Here is a 17,013-nt window from a genome sequence, read left to right as displayed (position 1 = left end):
CTTTAAAGAAATGTGTCAACCCACTAAAAGGTTTTGTTCGGGATAGTCAATGGACGTCGGTTTCGGATCACCTAAAATAGCCGACATTAATAAAATTACACCAACTCGTCCTACATACATTGTAGTAATAATAATTAATTGACTCAAGGGGGTTAAACTGGCTGTAATTCCCGTAGATAATCCCACCGTGGCAAAGGCAGAAACGACTTCAAACAAAATGGAGTCAAAATCAATATTAGGTTGGCTTAAAGAGATCAGAATCGCCGAGATACAGATCACCATAAACGAACCAAATAAAACCCCAATTGCCTTTAAAATTAACGGCAGTGGAATTTGACGTTTATAACAAATAACTTCTTCTCGCCCTTGTAAAGCCGAACGAGTAGAATTAGCTAAAATCCTAACGGTTGTGGTTTTAATCCCTCCTCCGGTTCCCCCTGGACTGGCTCCAATAAACATTAAAATAATTGTTACAAATAATCCAGCAACGGTCAATTCCCCATTATTAATGGTATTAAATCCGGCCGTTCGGGTCGTCACCGATTGAAACCAAGCTGCCATAACTTGATCAGGAAAATTAAGGGGTGCTAAGGTTCCTGGATTTCGATGTTCAGTGAAGAATAATAAAACTGTTCCTAAGATTAATAGAAAAATAGTTGTGGAAGTCACAACTCGGAAATGAACCGAAAAATCACGACGCAGGGGATATTTAGACAAGCGATTACCAATCCATAAGTAAAGTTCTTGAATTACTTGATAGCCCATACCTCCCCAAATAATTAGAAAAGTAATAATAAAATTTAATATGGGAGAGTGAACATAGCGAATAAAATTATCAGATAATAAGCCAAACCCGGCATTATTAAAGGCATTTACACTATGAAAAATTGCAAACCATAATCCCTGACTCCATCCCAAATCAGGAACAAATACCAATAATAATAGAAAAACTCCAGTTATTTCAAATAGGGCGGTGGTTGCTACAATAGATTTTAATAAAGGAACGGCCCCTGCTATTCCTGAAGCATCTAAGGATTGTTGTAGAGCTAATTTATCCTTGAGGCGAAACTTTCGACCCAATACCAACAATAAAAAGGTGGTGACAGTCATGTATCCTAATCCTCCCACCTGAACTAGCAATACAATGATAAACTGACCCCAAAATGAGTAAAATTTGCCCACATCCACAACGGATAATCCAGTCACACAAACCGCAGATGTTGATGTAAATAAGGCCGTTAGAGGATTACCCCAAGTTCGGGCACTCAAGGAGAACGGTAACATCAGTAAAATTGTTCCCAGGGCAATTACCGCCAGGAAACCTAAACCAATTGTTCGAGATACTGTCATGGGTAATGGGTAATGGGTTTTGGGTAATGGGTAATCGTAATGGGTAATGGGAATTTAGGGTTAATCTTTTAGTTGAAAACGGGCAATTTGCGATAAGTAGAATCATACTGTAGAGATGCTGCTCTAAGGGCGTCAGTAAAATTTTTTAATGATTCAGATGAATTCAACACTCTATCAACAAATTCAGCAATTCTATGATTCTTCTTCCGGTTTGTGGGAGGAGATTTGGGGAGAACATCTGCATCATGGATATTATGGCTTGGATGGAACCCTGAAAAAAGAACGCCGTCAAGCTCAAATTGACTTAATTGAAGAATTTCTAAACTGGGGACTAACACCCTCCGACCAAGAGGATTTACAAGGATCTCGAATACTTGATGTCGGCTGTGGAATTGGAGGAAGTTCGTTATATTTAGCGGACAAATTCCAGGCGGATGTTACTGGAATTACCCTGAGTCCTGTCCAAGCTAAAAGAGCCACAGAACGTGCCTTGGAAGCTCGGTTAGAGCAGAAAACGAAGTTTTTGGTAGCCGATGCCTTAGAAATGCCTTTCGAGAGCAATAGCTTTGATCTGGTATGGTCTTTAGAAAGTGCCGAACACTTCCCGAATAAAATTCAGTTTTTGCGAGAATCCTATCGAGTCTTGAAACCGGGCGGAACCTTATTAATGGCCACTTGGTGTCATCGTCCCTTGGGGGGAAATGCTGGACAACTCACCGAGGAAGAACGTCGGCATTTAGCAGAAATATATCGGGTTTATGCCTTACCATATGTGATTGCTTTGCCTGAATATGAAGCGATCGCAACGGATCAAGGGTTTAAAAATATTCAAACGGCTGACTGGTCAAAGGCCGTTGCTCCCTTTTGGAATACGGTGATCGATTCCGCCTTTAACCTTAATGCCATCGTTGGCTTGTTATTGAGTGGCCCAACAACGATTCAAGCCGCCCTAGCCTTACCCCTGATGAGTCGAGGCTATGACACCGGACTGATTCGTTTTGGTCTATTAACAGGAACCAAATAGATAGACCGAGTGTGAATCAATCCCCATTAAAACCGATAAACCTGGCCATCAATTAATAGCCGGGTAATTCCTTTGGCTTGTAAATAGGGAGCCGCTTTTCTCAGAAGTCGGCCATCGGGAACTTTAAATACCCGTTGGTTGCGTCCAGAAAAACGACTAGCGATGCGGTGATTATCAAAAACAGGAAGGGTTTGTTCTAGGACTTCTTCCTCTGGAATCCTTCCCAACTCACTAAATGCCCTCAAGGGTTTAGCAATCAATTCCGAGAATCGGTCAATCACTAAATAGCAGGTTCTCGGGAGTACAGTTTCTGTTAAAGGCAAAATTTTAACGAGTACAGAACCTCCACTGGCCAGAGAATGGGAAAATAGACCCCGAGGCTCTGTATCATCATCTTCATCCCCCTCATCGTCTGCAAACTCGTCTCCATAGTCTTCACCATCATCATTATCGTCTCCTTCATTTCCTCGATCCCGATTGGTGTCTTCCCCATCTTCCTCGTGATCCTCATCTGGGTCATAGTCCCCAAAAACGCGACCCTTGACTTCGAGCCGATCAGGTGAGAACAGCCCCTCTAAGCCAGGAATTGATAACTGATAATTAGACGAAGAAATTTTTAGAGAATCTGGCTCTAGGGAATTAGAAGCATCGGACTTCAACACCTCCGAATCAAAAGTAGATGAGTGCTTACGCTTTCGAGGCAAAATTAGGGTAGATTCCCGACTGATAGGTTCGGGTGTTTGCGAGTCAACTTCCCTTTGAGATTCATCCCCATCAACTACATCTTCCGAGGAACGTTTCCCCGCACGATGAAGACGCTGTTTCTGGGTCGTCAGAATATCATAGACATCTTTAGGAACAGCACTTTGCAAGACTCGTCTCACCGTTGAGCTACTGACTCCATAGCGTTCTGCTAGAGTAATAGTTGTTTCCTCTGGCACGTCCTGATAGAGCCTAATAATTTCCTGTTTTTCTGATTGGGAAAGTTTCGTGGATGTCATTGAGTTGGGAGTCACTTGATATCGAAGGATTAAGGTTCACATAAAGCCAAGGGATTTCCTACCCGGCTTGGTGTGATTGACACACCGGAGAAGGATTGAACGAGAGTTCTATGAATCCTCATGTTAAGATCGAAACCTCAACTATTCCACCAATTAACCTTTAGCCGTGCGTCGGCTCCGGCGACTTTGACGAGAACGGGTTGAGATGTCATACTCCAAAATCGCTCCAACGGCAAATAAAACCCCCGTGAATACAAAGAAGACTTCTAACAAACCGCCACTTTCATAGTCCCCTGACCCTCTGGAGTCAGCCCATTTGAAATACATATCAGCAATATAGAGGGAGAAAATGGCAAAGGCAATCATCCGCCAGGACTGGGAAAACCGCCCTCCCCAAAAGGCTAAAATCAAGGCCGTTGCTAAAATCAACAGGAAAACATCCCCGATGATGTAGAACAAATTGAACCCAAAAGCCAGGGGTTCTAGTTTACTATCAATTGCCTCTACCCATAGAGGGGCAGAAGAAGTCTCCTGATCTGATTCTGTTTCGGGGGAAGTTTGGGCTGAAGATTTTTCAATTTTAGGCCCGGAAATCGCCGGAGCCTTCGCAGTAGGAGTAGCAACCGATTGTTCAATAGCCACAGGTTCGGGAGAACCGAGTAATCCAAATAAGTTAGGACTGGCAACCCACATTCCAAATGTAGTTCCCACCAGGGCTACCCCGAATAAAATTAACCACTGATTAATATCTAAATCCAATCGTTTAGAGACGACGGCTAGAATCATTCCCGAGGCTAGAAAAAGATAGCTGAGAACGTAAAAACCATCGGCAATGGAAACCGCCGGATCTAAATGCCAAGCCAGTTCCCACACTCCAAACAGGACACCCCCGACAAAGTAGAAAAATACCCCTAACCCAATACAGAGCCAAACATTACGACCGCTTACCATCTGGGGACTTTGCCAGTTTCGATAACAGACAAAGGAGGCGGCTAGAAATGCCCCCAATTCAAAAAAATAGGTTCCGATGGAGTACCACAGGGGTAACTCCTCTCCTTGTACCGTTACACTAAACAGCAGAAAAAATAACAAGGCAAGAACAGCCCACACAATCCCGGCAATTACCATACCCTGTGATGAAAACAAGGTGGCAAATAAGGAGGACTTTTCTTGTGAAGTGCTACCCATAGGATTAAAATACCTAGCAATTTAAAGAATCAAGACCAAGTTTAGAGGCTAATCGTTGTTAACTTCAGCATTCAAACAATTGTCTTTAATCTAGCGTCCCATATTTAGGTCAGAACAGCTAGTCTATATTTGGGTTAACTCATCACCCATTGCTTGCTCAAAGATGACTGATGCAGCCAATTGACAAACTGCTCGCGATCATCATCAGCCATATCCTCTAGCACTTCTTCTATTCCCTCTACAAAACTGGTATTGCCAAAATAGTTTTTTCCCAGTTCATAAAGTTCTTGCAGCAAGGTGCTGAGGTGATTTTCTTGCCAAGAGGGAATTTTGAAGCTCTCCAGGGGGTTGACAGTCAGTAGAATTTCTATAGCCTTGGAATCATCAGTTTGGGGAAACTTGAACTTTTGAAAAATTTTGGTCAAATCTTTTTGAAAGGAAACCGCTTGTTTTGATCCTAGCAAGTCTTCAATATCAAAGTAAACCGCTTGCAATAACAGCAAGCAGGCTTGAGTCAGAATCGGCAATTTGCTGTCTGTTGGGCTGTGACCCTCCTTCAAAAGCTGGTCTAAACGGACTTTCCCCCAGACACTATATCGGTCTGGTTCTTCTAATAGAACACAAGCCTTTCCTTTATTATCAGTGAGATCCCGCCATAAAGCCCTGGCATCATCTGCTTGTTTGGCTTCAAACGTTTTCATCAGGCGAAATGTCTGTCCCTGATAATTCAAAACAGGAATCTGCTGCTCCCGGTTAGGGTGTTGAACCATGGTTATTTCAACATCCGTTCGTTTTAATATAAACATGACACTTCTGCACCTATTCCTGTCATGGCACCCGGCTTTGACTCTCTCGGTAAATTCGCTGTGCGCTGATTCACTGAGATTTTTAAGACTCCAAACCTGGATTCTTAAAGGCGTAGTCAAGGCACCCCTGGCAATTTCACCCCGATCCAATCTCAATGTTATTTATGGTACGATCATGAATAACACTTGTTGCACCCTTACAGTCTGCATTAATATTAATCTGGGTTGCAGTTCTGTTTAAAACACCACTGATCATAACATAGGCACTAACAAGACGGAAATAAAAGAGCATCGGGATTAATAATCCTGCACTGGGCTTAACTAGGGGCAGTCTTGATCAGAAATTTTTCCCTTTGGCTTTTTTCAGGGACTTGAGGAAAAGTCTTTTGAAACTATGTTAAAAATTGACAAGGAATAAGATAAAATGATTCTGGATTGGGTGTGTAACTCAGGTGGATAGAGTAGCGACCTTCTAAGTCGTCTGTCGGGGGTTCGAATCCCTCCACACCCGTTAAATTTCAAGGCCTCCAGAAAAAGCCGAAGTGAAGAAAAAGAATCCCAAGTGTTTTTCTTGACCAGGTGGAAATCAACATCTACCCCAAATTCCCAGGGTTCGCTAAATTATAAGGAGGTAGTGTTGATTATGGAAGGACAATATGACCAGTACCAGTAATTTTCGTCAAGCTGTACGAGAGGCTAAAAATGAGGCTATTGTTGGCCCAAATGTGATTGCTAACGCCTTACCCTATGTGGGAGGCGGGTTAATTCTTACAGCCCTGGGCACCTTTGGGGGTCTGAATGTTGCTGCGGCTAACCCTGGATTGTTTATGACGACCTTCTGGGTCGCCTTCATTGCCCAAATCGCTTTATTTTTTGTGGCTTCGGGTATCGCCAACAAGGGTAATAATCAGGCGGCTTTACCCCTATTAGCAACCTATAGCCTACTGACGGGCTATACTCTCACAGGTCTAGTCGCCCTGGCTTTGGGCACAAGTGGTGTTGGGATGGCTGGAATTGGGGTGGCGGCTTTAGGATGTGGAGTCACCTTTATCGGGGCGCGTTCGATTGGGTCTAACCTTTCAGAATCCGATGGTATGGCCCTGAGCAAAACCATCCGTCTAGGAATTATTTCCCTATTCGTGGTGATTTTAGCCCAATTTGTCCTCGGTTTCTTTGGAATCATTACCCCTTCTTGGTTGGAAATTGGGATTTCTGGCTTGGGAGTTCTATTATTTGTGGGGGCGGCTGTTGTTGACTTCTATTTGCTTCCCCGGGCTTACACCGACAAACAGTATTTGTCCGCCGCATTATCGATGTATTTAACCTACATCAACCTATTTATCTTCATTCTACGCTTGCTGATTGCCTTTAATCGGGATTAAGCTTGGCCAGAATCGGAAGAGCCGAGAATACCGCAACACAGAGGAAAATCTGAGTTTGCTCCATCAGTCTATGTCCTAACCGTTAGGGGCGACTGCGATAAATTAAGGGAGTGGGTGACAACTCGCTCCTTTTTATTGGGGTTTTTCTACATAATTTCTCGGAGATACGATTCATTTTGACAGGGTGAATCTGAGTTAATTGTTAATCTTGAAAATAAGGAAACTTTAATTCAGGGGTTTTCGTCAAATATATAGTGTAGCCTGACTAAATCATGATGGGGATGTATCTACTAATATGCACCCTTTGAGAGTCTAAAAAATGCCTACTGTTTCAACCTTGTGCTTTTCTGGAAATTTTAATTTAACCCTCGTTTGGCTGAATTTGTACTTAGGAAATACTTCTAGGATAGTTTTTGCTATTAAAAATGAGGTTAAATCCCTTCTTTATCAACACCAGAATGGGATTTTTTCAGAAATTAAAAGTTTTGCTCAATTTTATAATATAGTTTTAGTCTTTTATAGACTAATAATACTATCGTGTTTTTCTCAACCCTTAGATCAAAATGATCAAAGGTTGAAATTTGCTGTCCAATTTTATTGGAATTTTTGATCGCTAATTTTACTGACTTTAGCCTTCGGTAAAAATGGCTAGAAGATGGAAAAAAAATATCCTAGATAACCGGATATTTATGAACTGTGATTGAAAAGATAATTGTCTGGAAATTATACCTAAAATTAGGAATAACTCGTAATGGCTGCCGTAATTGTTACAAACTTAAATGATAATGGAGCGGGTTCTCTAAGAGATGCGATCGCTCTATCTCAACCCGGAGATATTATCCAATTTGATCCAAGTTTAGCAAGTTTAACTAATCCTACCATAAAACTCACCAGTAGTCAATTAAATATCAATAAAAGTATTACTATTGATGGACTGATTCCAGGTACAGTTCCAACTCCAATTACCATTAGTGGTGAAAATCAATTTCGCGTCTTAGAAATTCAAGCTGATGCTCAATCTCAACCCACAAATACAACTCTTAAAAACCTAATTATTGTCAATGGTAATGCCCAAGGTATTGCTCAAGAGGGTGCAGGGGGAGGAGTTAGAGTTAAAACATTAAACACTTTAACCTTAGAAAATAGTCAGGTTAATAATAATATAGCTCAGTATGGAGGTGGTCTTTTTGCTGGGTATAGAACCAGTACAACCATTATTAATAGTAAATTTAATACTAATGATGGAACACCGGGAGGAAGTGAACGAGGTGGCGGGGCAATTTCCACTGATAGCCAAACGAATCTGACGGTTATTGATAGTGAATTTACCAATAATAAAGGTATTAATGGCGGAGCTATTTATAGTGTAATTTGCGACTTAAATGTTCAGAATACTAAGTTTATTAATAATACTTCTGTCCCCGGGGCAAATATCAATCTTGGCGCTAATATTTCTAATGGTTATGGGGGTGCAATTTTTGCCGATGGAGCTAAGTCGGAAGGAACATTAAGAACAATTCAGATTAATAATTCTGTATTTGATGGGAATACCGCAGCCGGACAAGCGGGGGGGTTATATTTATATGGTTACTCTCCCGATAAAATGATTGTTCAAAATAGCACGATTACTAATAATAGTGTTATTTTTAACAATAAAGGTGATAGTTATGGAGGAGGGATTAGACCGGGAAATAATGGGCAATTCACCCTTGAAAATACAACCATTGCCAATAATAAAGCCTTGATTCAAGGCGGTGGTTTGTGGGTTGGGGAACAGGTTCCGATGACTATTATTAATAGTACCATTTCAGGAAATAGGGCTGAATCTGTAGATGGAAAAGGGGGATCTGGAGGAGGAATTACTCTGGCTAATGGGACAACTCCCACCAGTATTATTAATACAACAATTGCTAATAATTATGCAGGTTTTTTAGGTGGAGGAATATCGTCTGGAGGAACAAATGTTACCTTAACTAATACACTTTTATCTAAAAATAAAGCATTTAATGGCGGAAATACTTGGAATACAAACCATCACGTTACCGCTCAACTTAACAATGGTGGGGGAAACATTCAAACGACGGAATTAAACCCGAATGATATTAAAGCAACTGCTAATATTCAGTTAGTTGCTGATGCTTTATTAGGAGATTTACAAACCATTAATGGGGTATTAATTCATCCGTTATTAACAGGAAGTCCCGCTATTGATACGGGAAGTAGTAATAATTCACCCACAACGGATCAACTCGGTCAGCCTCGCCCTATTGATGGTGATCAAAATGGTACAGCAATTATTGATATTGGTGCTTATGAGTTTTCAGTGGTAACTCCCACACCAACACCAACTCCAACTCCGAGTCCGACACCAACTCCGAGTCCAACACCAACTCCGAGTCCGACACCAACTCCGAGTCCGACACCAACTCCGAGTCCGACACCAACTCCGAGTCCGACACCAACTCCGAGTCCAACTCCGAGTCCAACTCCGACTCCAACTCCCACACCAACTCCCACACCAACTCCAACACCAACTCCAACTCCAACACCAACTCCGAGTCCAACTCCGACTCCAACTCCCACACCAACTCCGAGTCCGAGTCCGACACCAACTCCCACACCAACTCCGATTCCAACTCCCGTAACGACTCCGATTCCAACTCCGAGTCCAACTCCAGCACCAACTCCAACTCCCACACCGACTCCAGCACCAGGGGGAACGAGCGGACTTGAACTACAAGATCAATGTATCGATATTCCTAATATTACACCTGCTAAAAATATCGTTGTCAATACTATTTTTGACCCCGAACAAACGAATGGGTTAGGGACACCTGAAGCAGATGGAATTTTAGGTCGAGATACTAATGATATTCTCTATGGTTTAGAAGAAAATGACAATTTAGATGGCGGGTTTGGAAATGATATTTTATTTGGAAATCAAGGAGATGATTATATCACCGGAGATTTGGGAAATGATAGTATTTACGGAGGACAGGGTAATGACTTTGTTTTAGGCGAAGATAGTCAGGATATTATTTGGGGAAATTTAGGAAACGATAACCTTCAAGGAGGAAATGAAAATGACATTATTTATGGCGGTCAAGGGAATGATTTGGTTTGGGGAAATCAAGGTGAAGATACTCTTTTTGGAGATTTAGGAAATGATACTTTAGTTGGGAATGAAGACAACGATATTTTATTTGGAAATCAAGGAGATGATTTATTACAAGGAGGATCTGGAAACGATACGATATATGGAGGACAGGATAATGACACGATTTGTGGAGGGGAAGATAATGACCTAATCTTTGGTAATTTAGGGGATGATTTCTTAAAGGGAAGAACGGGTAATGATACTCTCTATGGTGGTCAAGGAAATGACACCCTTTTAGGAGGAGATGGAGATGATTTTATTAGTGGAGATTTGGGAGATGATTTATTATGGGGAGGGAAAGGACAAGATACTTTTGTTTTAGGAGAAAATCAAGGTAGTAATTGGATTGATGACTTTACCGATGGAGAAGATTTTATCGGTTTAACAGGAGGATTAACCTTTGAAAAATTGCAGTTTACTCTCGTTGACAATAACACCTTAATTCAAGTTTCAAGTACGGGAGAAGTTTTAGCTACTTTAAAAGGATTTAATCCTAATTTACTGACTTCTGAAGATTTTATTAGTTTGGCTTTTAATCCTAATTAATACTAAATTCATCCTTCAAAATATAAACCAATTTTTTGAACTATTTTGAAGGATAAAATATTATAAAAATTTTATAAATTGAGGATGAAATAAAATGGCAAACTTGATTGTTACTAACTTAAATGATAATGGGATTGGTTCTTTAAGAGAAGCGATCGCCCTAGCTCAATCTGGAGATATAATCCAATTTGATTCTAGTTTAGCTAATCAACCTAACCCGACTATTTTACTCACCAGTGGTCAATTAAATATCAATCAAAGTATTACCGTTGATGGACTTATTTCAGGTGTAACTCCTAGTAAAATTACTATTAGCGGAGACAATCAATTTCGCGTCTTTGAACTCCAGGTTAGTCCTCAATTTCAACCTACTAATATAAACCTAAAAAACCTGATTATCACTAATGGAAAAGCTCAGGGAATTGATGAAGCGGGTGCGGGGGGTGGAATTCGGATGCAAGGTTCAACCAACCTGACTTTAGAAGATAGTGAAATCAATAATAATATCGCTCAATTTGGAGGTGGAATCTATACTGGATTTAAGAGTAATACGGTTGTTATTAATAGCAAATTTAATAATAATGATGGCACATTAGGCGGGAGTGAAAGGGGGGGAGGTGCGATCGCAACAAAAAGCGCAGGTTCTCTCTCAGTTACTAATAGTCAATTCACCAATAATAAAGGAATAAATGGCGGTGCAATTAATCATTTATTGGGTAATTTAACTGTTGATAATTCCAAATTTATTAACAATACTTCTGTTCCAGGCGGTACAGTTGCAAATGGTTCAAGTAACTATCACGGCGCAGGTGGAGCCATTTATACCGATGGCGCAAACGCCTCTGGAGCCAATGCTACACCAGGAGCAATAGGTGGAATTATTAGAATTAATAACTCCGTATTTGATGGAAATACGGGTTCTGGACAGGGGGGAGGATTATTTCTATTTGCCTATCCTCCCGATAAAATTATTGTAGAAAATAGCACGATTATTAATAATATAATTCAAACCAATAATAAAGGCGATTCTTTAGGAGGAGGAATACGTTCTGGAAATGCTGAATTAACCCTAAATAATACAACATTTGCTAATAATCGAGCCTATAGTCAAGGAGGTGGTTTATGGGTGGGTGAAACCTCTCCTACTACCATTACAAATAGCACTTTTTCAGGAAATCGATCTGAATCTACCGACGGAAATAGTGGTTTAGGAGGTGCAATGACCCTCGCCAATGGTACTAATTTGACTAATATTATTAATACAACAATTGCCAATAATTATGCCGGATTTCAAGGAGGTGGATTTTGGGGAGGCGGTACAAATGTTACCTTAACAAATACAATTTTATCCAAAAATGTTGCTAATAATGGGGGAAATACTTGGAACGTTAAACACCATACCGGAACTGTGTATAATGATGGTGGCGGTAATATTCAAACCAATGAATTAAACCCCAATGATACTAAAGCAACTCCTAATATTAAATTAGTTGCTGATGCTTTATTGGGAAATTTGCAAACAGTTAATGGGATGTTAATTCATCCGTTGTTAACAGGAAGTCCCGCTATTGATACGGGAAATAACAATAATTCACCCACAACGGATCAACTCGGTCAACCTCGCCCAACAGATGGCGATCAAAATGGTACAGCAATTATTGATAGTGGTGCTTATGAGTTTTCAGTTGTAACCCCCGCACCGACTCCAATTACAACTCCGACTCCAACTCCCACACCAACTCTGAGTCCAACACCAAGTCCAACACCAAGTCCGACTCCGACTCCAACCCCAAGTCCAACACCAAGTCCAACACCAAGTCCGACTGCGACTCCAAGTCCAACCCCCGCACCAACACCAAGTCCAACTCCCGCACCAAGTCCAAGTCCAACTCCCGCACCAAGTCCCGCACCAACACCAAGTCCAACACCAACACCAACTCCAACTCCAATTCCAACACCGAGTCCTGTTGGTGAAGATAAATGTCTGTGTGATCAATTTCCTACGCCCAATATAGACCCATTAAAAACACAAAATCCTGTCGAACAAACCTTTGATGGTCAAGCAGGAAATGATAACTTAATTGGAAGTAATTTTAATGATCAAATCACGGGTTTTGAAGGTGATGATACCCTCACAGGAAAGGCGGGAGTAGATAACTTAAATGGCGAAAATGGCAATGATTTATTATTCGGAAATCAAGGAGCAGATATTCTCCGAGGAGGGTTAGGAAACGATACCCAATATGGGGGAGAAGACGATGATATTTTAGACGGAAATGAAGATAATGATTTGCTATTTGGCGATCGCAATAATGATTTTATCCAGGGAAATTTGGGGAATGATAGCCTTTATGGTGGCAAAGAGAATGATACATTACAAGGGGATGAAGGCGACGATTTGCTATTTGGAAACTTAGGAAATGATATCTTAATGGGTGGAGAAGGGAACGATATTTTATTCGGAAATTCAGAAGATGATTTTCTCGATGGTGGGTCGGGAGATGATAGTTTATTTGGAGGTCAAGGTCAGGATATTCTCAAAGGTGAACAGGGTGCAGATATTCTATTTGGAGATATTGGAGATGACAGTATTTGTGGAGGAGATGATCAAGATTTGCTATTCGGGAATGAGGGTACGGATATTTTAGATGGATGTGCTGGAAATGATACCCTTTATGGAGGAAGTGGAGATGATTCTTTAATAGGAGGAATTGGGAATGATCTGTTATGGGGAGATACCGGGAATGATACCTTAATTGGAGGAGCAGGTCAAGATATATTTGTACTATCAATTAATAGCGGAAGTGACTTAATTCTTGACTTTAATCCAGAGTTAGATTCCCTAGGACTCAGTAAAGAATTAACCTTCGATCAACTTACCCTAAATCAACAGGGAAATACCGCTATTATTAGTTTAACCAATACCGGAGAAGAATTAGCTCGATTAAATGGGATTGATATTAATTTAATTTCGTCTAATCAGTTTCAAGTTATTTCTATATAAATTGTCTGGAAAGTTAACACTTTGTAATGGCGATCGCACCTAATTTCTAAGTGCGCGATCGCCCCCAGTCTAGCAAACAAAAGGCGATCGCTACGACTCCCCCAAACATTTCTCACTCTACAATTTAGGGTAACAAACTTCTAATTGCCCATCCCGCAAAAACACCAGCAAAAAATGCCCAAATTTGCCCGCTTTTAACGATATGGTTCCACGTTCTGACGAAATCGCCAACAATATCTACATTCACTTGTTGAGCTAAAATTGTTCCGTGAGCGAACAAATTTAAACCGTGATCAAGGATATTAAACCCATCAAGAGGATTCAGCATCAAAACAATCATCATTATCGCCTCCATTGCTCAATTGAACTTGCAACACTACGAGGGTCATATCATCCCCATTCCGGTTTTCTGCACCAATAAATTGTTGAACTTGTTCAAACAAATAATCCAGAATTGCTTGGGGATTTCTACAATTCTGACACGCCCAATGGAATGCTTGGCTAAGATTTTCCTCATCGAAGCGATCGCCTCGTTGATTCATCGCATCCGTAAATCCATCGGTATAATAAATAATTGTATCCCCCGGATAAAGTTGGATTTTATCTTCATAATAGCGACTATTCGCATCTAATCCAATCAACATTCCCAAAGTATCCAACCTGATAATATTATTAGTTGCAATCTGCCATAATAACGGGGGATGATGAGCCGCATTACTATAGGACAACATTCGAGTCGCCGGATCATATTCCGAATAAAACAAGGTAACAAAGCGGCTAGAATTTTCCAAGTCCGCATACATAACTTGATTCAAATGCCCCAAAATCAAGGAAGGAGAATGGCGGTTTAATACCTCAGCCCGCAACATTCCTCTGGTCATAGTCATAATCAAACCCGCCGGAACTCCCTTACCCATGACATCGCCGATGACAATACTCCAGCGTTCATCAGTATAGACAGAAAGATAATCACCCCGTTTGTCAAAATTAGAGGGAATAAAATCATAATAATCCCCCCCCACTCGGTTCGCCGTTTGACATTTGGCGGCAATATCTAAACCCGGAATAGTTGGGCATTTTCGAGGCAATAATTGTAACTGAATTTCCGCCCCAATTTCTAATTCTCGATCTAAACGTTCCTTCTCCCGTAGGGAAGTTGCTAACTCATCATTGGCAATAGCAACGGCCGTTTGATCAGCAACTAAACGGATTAATTTCTGACGGGTTGGTGTCCAAACATAATTAACATCATGACTAAAAACATATAACCGTCCGCGCTCGATATTATTCACCAAAATCGGTGTCCCGAATAACTGCACCTCGGGGCCAAGATAGCGACTAACTTGATAATCTAAATTTGCCGTATAGGTTTGTAATGCCGATTCCGATAAGTCTTCTAACCTTCCTGTAGATGAGAGCGAGGTAATTTGTCGGGTTACGGCTTCGATCGCTTGCCGAATATCCTGACATTGACGTCCTTCCTGACAATGGAGCCGTTGAAACCGAACTTGTCCATTAGGTTTAAATAATACTAAAGCTCCCCCATCAGAATCCGTCACCCGACTAGCAACTAAGGGAGTTAACTCTAAAAATTGATTCAGGTTGTTGAAGCTACGCAGGGCATACCCCAAGGAACTTAACAACTCGTTCACGTTTTGCTGTTCTCGATGCAAACGCGCCACCATTTCCTTGAGGGCAAAAACTGGCGTCGTTTCCGGTGTTGCAGAACCCGTAATCGAGTCAGCAAATTGATCGGAGCGTTTAGGGAGGGGCAAGGCTGTCATCTAAAACCTCACGGGATAAATATACGAATTATCAATTACGAATTGTCAATTACGAATTACGAATTAATAAATTAGGAGTTAATGGATTAATAAATTAGGAGTTAGCTAATTGTCTCGTAATTCGTAATTCGTAATTTGTAATTATTAAACTAGCCACTGAGGAGGGCTTCGATAAACTCGTAGCTGGAAAACGGGCGTAAATCTTCAATACTTTCCCCAACTCCGATAAATCTAATCGGTAAGCCAAGTTGCTGGACAATAGCTAGGGCAACACCACCTTTAGCAGTTCCGTCGAGTTTTGTCAATACTACCCCACTTAATTGAGCCACTTCTGAAAAAACTTCGGCTTGGCGTAAACCGTTTTGACCCAAGGTAGAATCCAATACTAACAAAGATTGAATTTTAGCTGATGGAGCGCGTTTATCAATGACTCGACGGATTTTATTGAGTTCCTCCATTAAATTCTTTTTATTTTGCAAGCGACCAGCCGTATCAATAATTAACAATTCCGTATTTCGAGATATTGCCGCTTCTATGGCATCATAAACCACCGCCGCCGGATCGGTATTTTTTCCAGGGTTCGCCACGACTTCCACACCCGTCCGTTCTCCCCAGACCTTCACCTGATCAACGGCCGCAGCCCGAAAGGTATCCCCAGCAGCGATTAAACAACGATAACCGGATTTTTGAGCTAAATGGGCAATTTTGCCGATGGTTGTAGTTTTACCCGCCCCATTGACTCCGGTGACTAACCAAATATTGAGCGTATCTTTTTCCGGTGCGAAACTAATCGGATAGCCCTGGGAAAAGGGTTCTTCTAAAATTCCTCTTAATATTTGTTTAAGGTAGGCGATCGCTTGTTCAGGGGGGAGGGCTTCTTGACGGAGTTTATTTTGTAGGGCCTCAATCACGCGATCGGTGGCTGCAACCCCGACATCCGCCTGTAATAGCATAGACTCAATTTCATCAACTGCCTGTTGATTTAATGGCCCTTGACCGACAATGGCTTTTAATTGGTTGAGTAAGTTGCGCCGTGTCCTTCCTAAAGCTTTCCAGAGTTTCTGTAACCAGGTAATTTCTTCTAAGGCGACTTGATCGGGACGGCGACCTTGATCGGCTAAGACCTGGGCCGACCACATAAAGACCTCATCAAACACCATTCCCGCTTCCCCAGAGGCCATTTCGCTGACTTCGGGTTCCGGTTCAATGGCGGTTTCTTTCAGCCGTTCTAGGCGGGTTTGGCGTTCTGTGGTTGATGCTGCCCAAAAAGGTAGGGGTTCTGTTGATTCTGGGGGAGCAGGGGGGGTTTTTGTCTCTGGGAGGTTGGTTTCAGGTGCGCTAACGAGTTCGGGTGCAACTGTTGGTTCAGTAATGCCCCCCATTGACAAGGGGGGGTTGGGGGGGTCGGCTTCCGTTTCTACTTCTTGAATTTCCTGGGTTAAAACGGTCTGTTCAACTTCCGGTTCAACTTCCGGTTCAACTTCCGGTTCAACTTCCGGTTCCGGTTCTTGTTGTTTCTGAATATTTTTATAAGCTGCCTTTGCCCACTGTAAATAATCCTCAGAAATTTGAGGTTTTTCTTCCGAACTATCAGCCGTTTCAGTAGGTTGATCTACTTTGACTGGTTCGGATTGAACCTCCGTTTCCGGTTCTTGATTTTGATCTGTTTTTTCATTAAATTGACGACGAAACCAATTAAATACCATACTTTTTTTTTAATATTAAGGATTGAAAAGTGGAGGAGCAGAAAGGCAGGGGGATCAGAAGCAGT

Annotated in this window: 11 protein-coding genes and 1 tRNA gene; 5 read left to right on the top strand and 7 right to left on the bottom strand. The window is 41.5% G+C overall.

Annotated elements, in window-relative coordinates; genetic code table 11:
* Positions 1-15: 15 nt before the first annotated feature.
* Positions 16-1,350 (bottom strand): TrkH family potassium uptake protein, encoded by a 1,335-nt coding sequence (locus NMG86_RS21000; protein WP_026785275.1) that lies wholly within the window; start codon positions 1,348-1,350, stop codon positions 16-18.
* 157 nt (positions 1,351-1,507) lie between these two features.
* On the opposite strand from NMG86_RS21000, the gene NMG86_RS20995 reads away from it, so the two are divergent.
* Positions 1,508-2,374, top strand: coding sequence for a methyltransferase domain-containing protein (locus tag NMG86_RS20995; protein WP_026785276.1), 867 nt, complete (start codon positions 1,508-1,510; stop codon positions 2,372-2,374).
* Between the two features lie 26 nt (positions 2,375-2,400).
* Here the strand turns inward: NMG86_RS20995 and NMG86_RS20990 are convergent, their stop codons facing one another.
* The 3 genes from NMG86_RS20990 to NMG86_RS20980 form a co-directional block, all read right to left on the bottom strand.
* Positions 2,401-3,375, bottom strand: coding sequence for a hypothetical protein (locus tag NMG86_RS20990; RefSeq protein ID WP_026796428.1), 975 nt, complete (start codon positions 3,373-3,375; stop codon positions 2,401-2,403).
* A gap of 153 nt (positions 3,376-3,528) precedes the next feature.
* Entirely contained in the window at positions 3,529-4,563 is a 1,035-nt protein-coding gene (locus NMG86_RS20985) for a hypothetical protein (protein ID WP_026796427.1), read from the bottom strand.
* 134 nt (positions 4,564-4,697) lie between these two features.
* Positions 4,698-5,369, bottom strand: coding sequence for an Npun_F0813 family protein (locus NMG86_RS20980; protein WP_026785279.1), 672 nt, complete (start codon positions 5,367-5,369; stop codon positions 4,698-4,700).
* Between the two features lie 437 nt (positions 5,370-5,806).
* Here NMG86_RS20980 and NMG86_RS20975 point away from each other — a divergent pair.
* The 4 genes from NMG86_RS20975 (at position 5,807) to NMG86_RS20960 (ending at position 13,458) form a co-directional block, all read left to right on the top strand.
* A tRNA-Arg gene (locus NMG86_RS20975) sits at positions 5,807-5,880 on the top strand.
* Positions 5,881-6,025: 145 nt separating this feature from the next.
* Positions 6,026-6,751 carry a Bax inhibitor-1/YccA family protein gene (locus NMG86_RS20970; protein WP_026796007.1) on the top strand — a complete coding sequence of 242 codons (726 nt, stop codon included), beginning with the start codon at positions 6,026-6,028 and terminating at the stop codon, positions 6,749-6,751.
* Between the two features lie 751 nt (positions 6,752-7,502).
* Positions 7,503-10,454, top strand: coding sequence for a calcium-binding protein (locus NMG86_RS20965; RefSeq protein ID WP_043939044.1), 2,952 nt, complete (start codon positions 7,503-7,505; stop codon positions 10,452-10,454).
* A 94-nt stretch (positions 10,455-10,548) separates the two neighbouring features.
* Positions 10,549-13,458, top strand: a complete 2,910-nt coding sequence (locus tag NMG86_RS20960; protein WP_043939045.1) for a choice-of-anchor Q domain-containing protein — start codon at positions 10,549-10,551, stop codon at positions 13,456-13,458.
* 124 nt (positions 13,459-13,582) lie between these two features.
* Here NMG86_RS20960 and NMG86_RS20955 read toward each other — a convergent pair whose 3' ends face one another.
* The 3 genes from NMG86_RS20955 to ftsY all read right to left on the bottom strand — a co-directional run bounded on the left by NMG86_RS20955 (position 13,583) and on the right by ftsY (position 16,948).
* Complete coding sequence (locus NMG86_RS20955; protein ID WP_141295269.1) at positions 13,583-13,801, bottom strand: hypothetical protein; 219 nt, start codon at positions 13,799-13,801, stop codon at positions 13,583-13,585.
* A complete protein-coding gene (locus NMG86_RS20950) occupies positions 13,770-15,242 on the bottom strand; it encodes a GAF domain-containing SpoIIE family protein phosphatase (RefSeq protein ID WP_026796426.1) in 1,473 nt (490 codons plus the stop codon). Before NMG86_RS20950 ends, NMG86_RS20955 begins: the two co-directional genes overlap by 32 nt.
* Before the next feature lie 149 nt (positions 15,243-15,391).
* A complete protein-coding gene (gene ftsY, locus NMG86_RS20945; protein ID WP_026796425.1) occupies positions 15,392-16,948 on the bottom strand; it encodes a signal recognition particle-docking protein FtsY in 1,557 nt (518 codons plus the stop codon).
* Positions 16,949-17,013: the final 65 nt, after the last annotated feature.

The sequence above is a fragment of the Planktothrix rubescens CCAP 1459/22 genome (genome assembly GCA_904830895.1).
GTDB lineage: Bacteria > Cyanobacteriota > Cyanobacteriia > Cyanobacteriales > Microcoleaceae > Planktothrix > Planktothrix agardhii.
Note: the sequence above shows the minus strand (reverse complement) of the source record. Positions and strands in the feature narration are given on the sequence as shown.

Bases quoted from the DNA above. Each gene is read 5' to 3' on its own strand.
- NMG86_RS21000 (WP_026785275.1), bottom strand. From the start codon at position 1,350: ATGACAGTATCTCGAACAATTGGTTTAGGTTTCCTGGCGGTAATTGCC.
- NMG86_RS20995 (WP_026785276.1), top strand. From the start codon at position 1,508: ATGAATTCAACACTCTATCAACAAATTCAGCAATTCTATGATTCTTCT.
- NMG86_RS20990 (WP_026796428.1), bottom strand. From the start codon at position 3,375: ATGACATCCACGAAACTTTCCCAATCAGAAAAACAGGAAATTATTAGG.
- NMG86_RS20985 (WP_026796427.1), bottom strand. From the start codon at position 4,563: ATGGGTAGCACTTCACAAGAAAAGTCCTCCTTATTTGCCACCTTGTTT.
- NMG86_RS20980 (WP_026785279.1), bottom strand. From the start codon at position 5,369: ATGTTTATATTAAAACGAACGGATGTTGAAATAACCATGGTTCAACAC.
- NMG86_RS20970 (WP_026796007.1), top strand. From the start codon at position 6,026: ATGACCAGTACCAGTAATTTTCGTCAAGCTGTACGAGAGGCTAAAAAT.
- NMG86_RS20965 (WP_043939044.1), top strand. From the start codon at position 7,503: ATGGCTGCCGTAATTGTTACAAACTTAAATGATAATGGAGCGGGTTCT.
- NMG86_RS20960 (WP_043939045.1), top strand. From the start codon at position 10,549: ATGGCAAACTTGATTGTTACTAACTTAAATGATAATGGGATTGGTTCT.
- NMG86_RS20955 (WP_141295269.1), bottom strand. From the start codon at position 13,801: ATGATGATTGTTTTGATGCTGAATCCTCTTGATGGGTTTAATATCCTT.
- NMG86_RS20950 (WP_026796426.1), bottom strand. From the start codon at position 15,242: ATGACAGCCTTGCCCCTCCCTAAACGCTCCGATCAATTTGCTGACTCG.
- ftsY (WP_026796425.1), bottom strand. From the start codon at position 16,948: ATGGTATTTAATTGGTTTCGTCGTCAATTTAATGAAAAAACAGATCAA.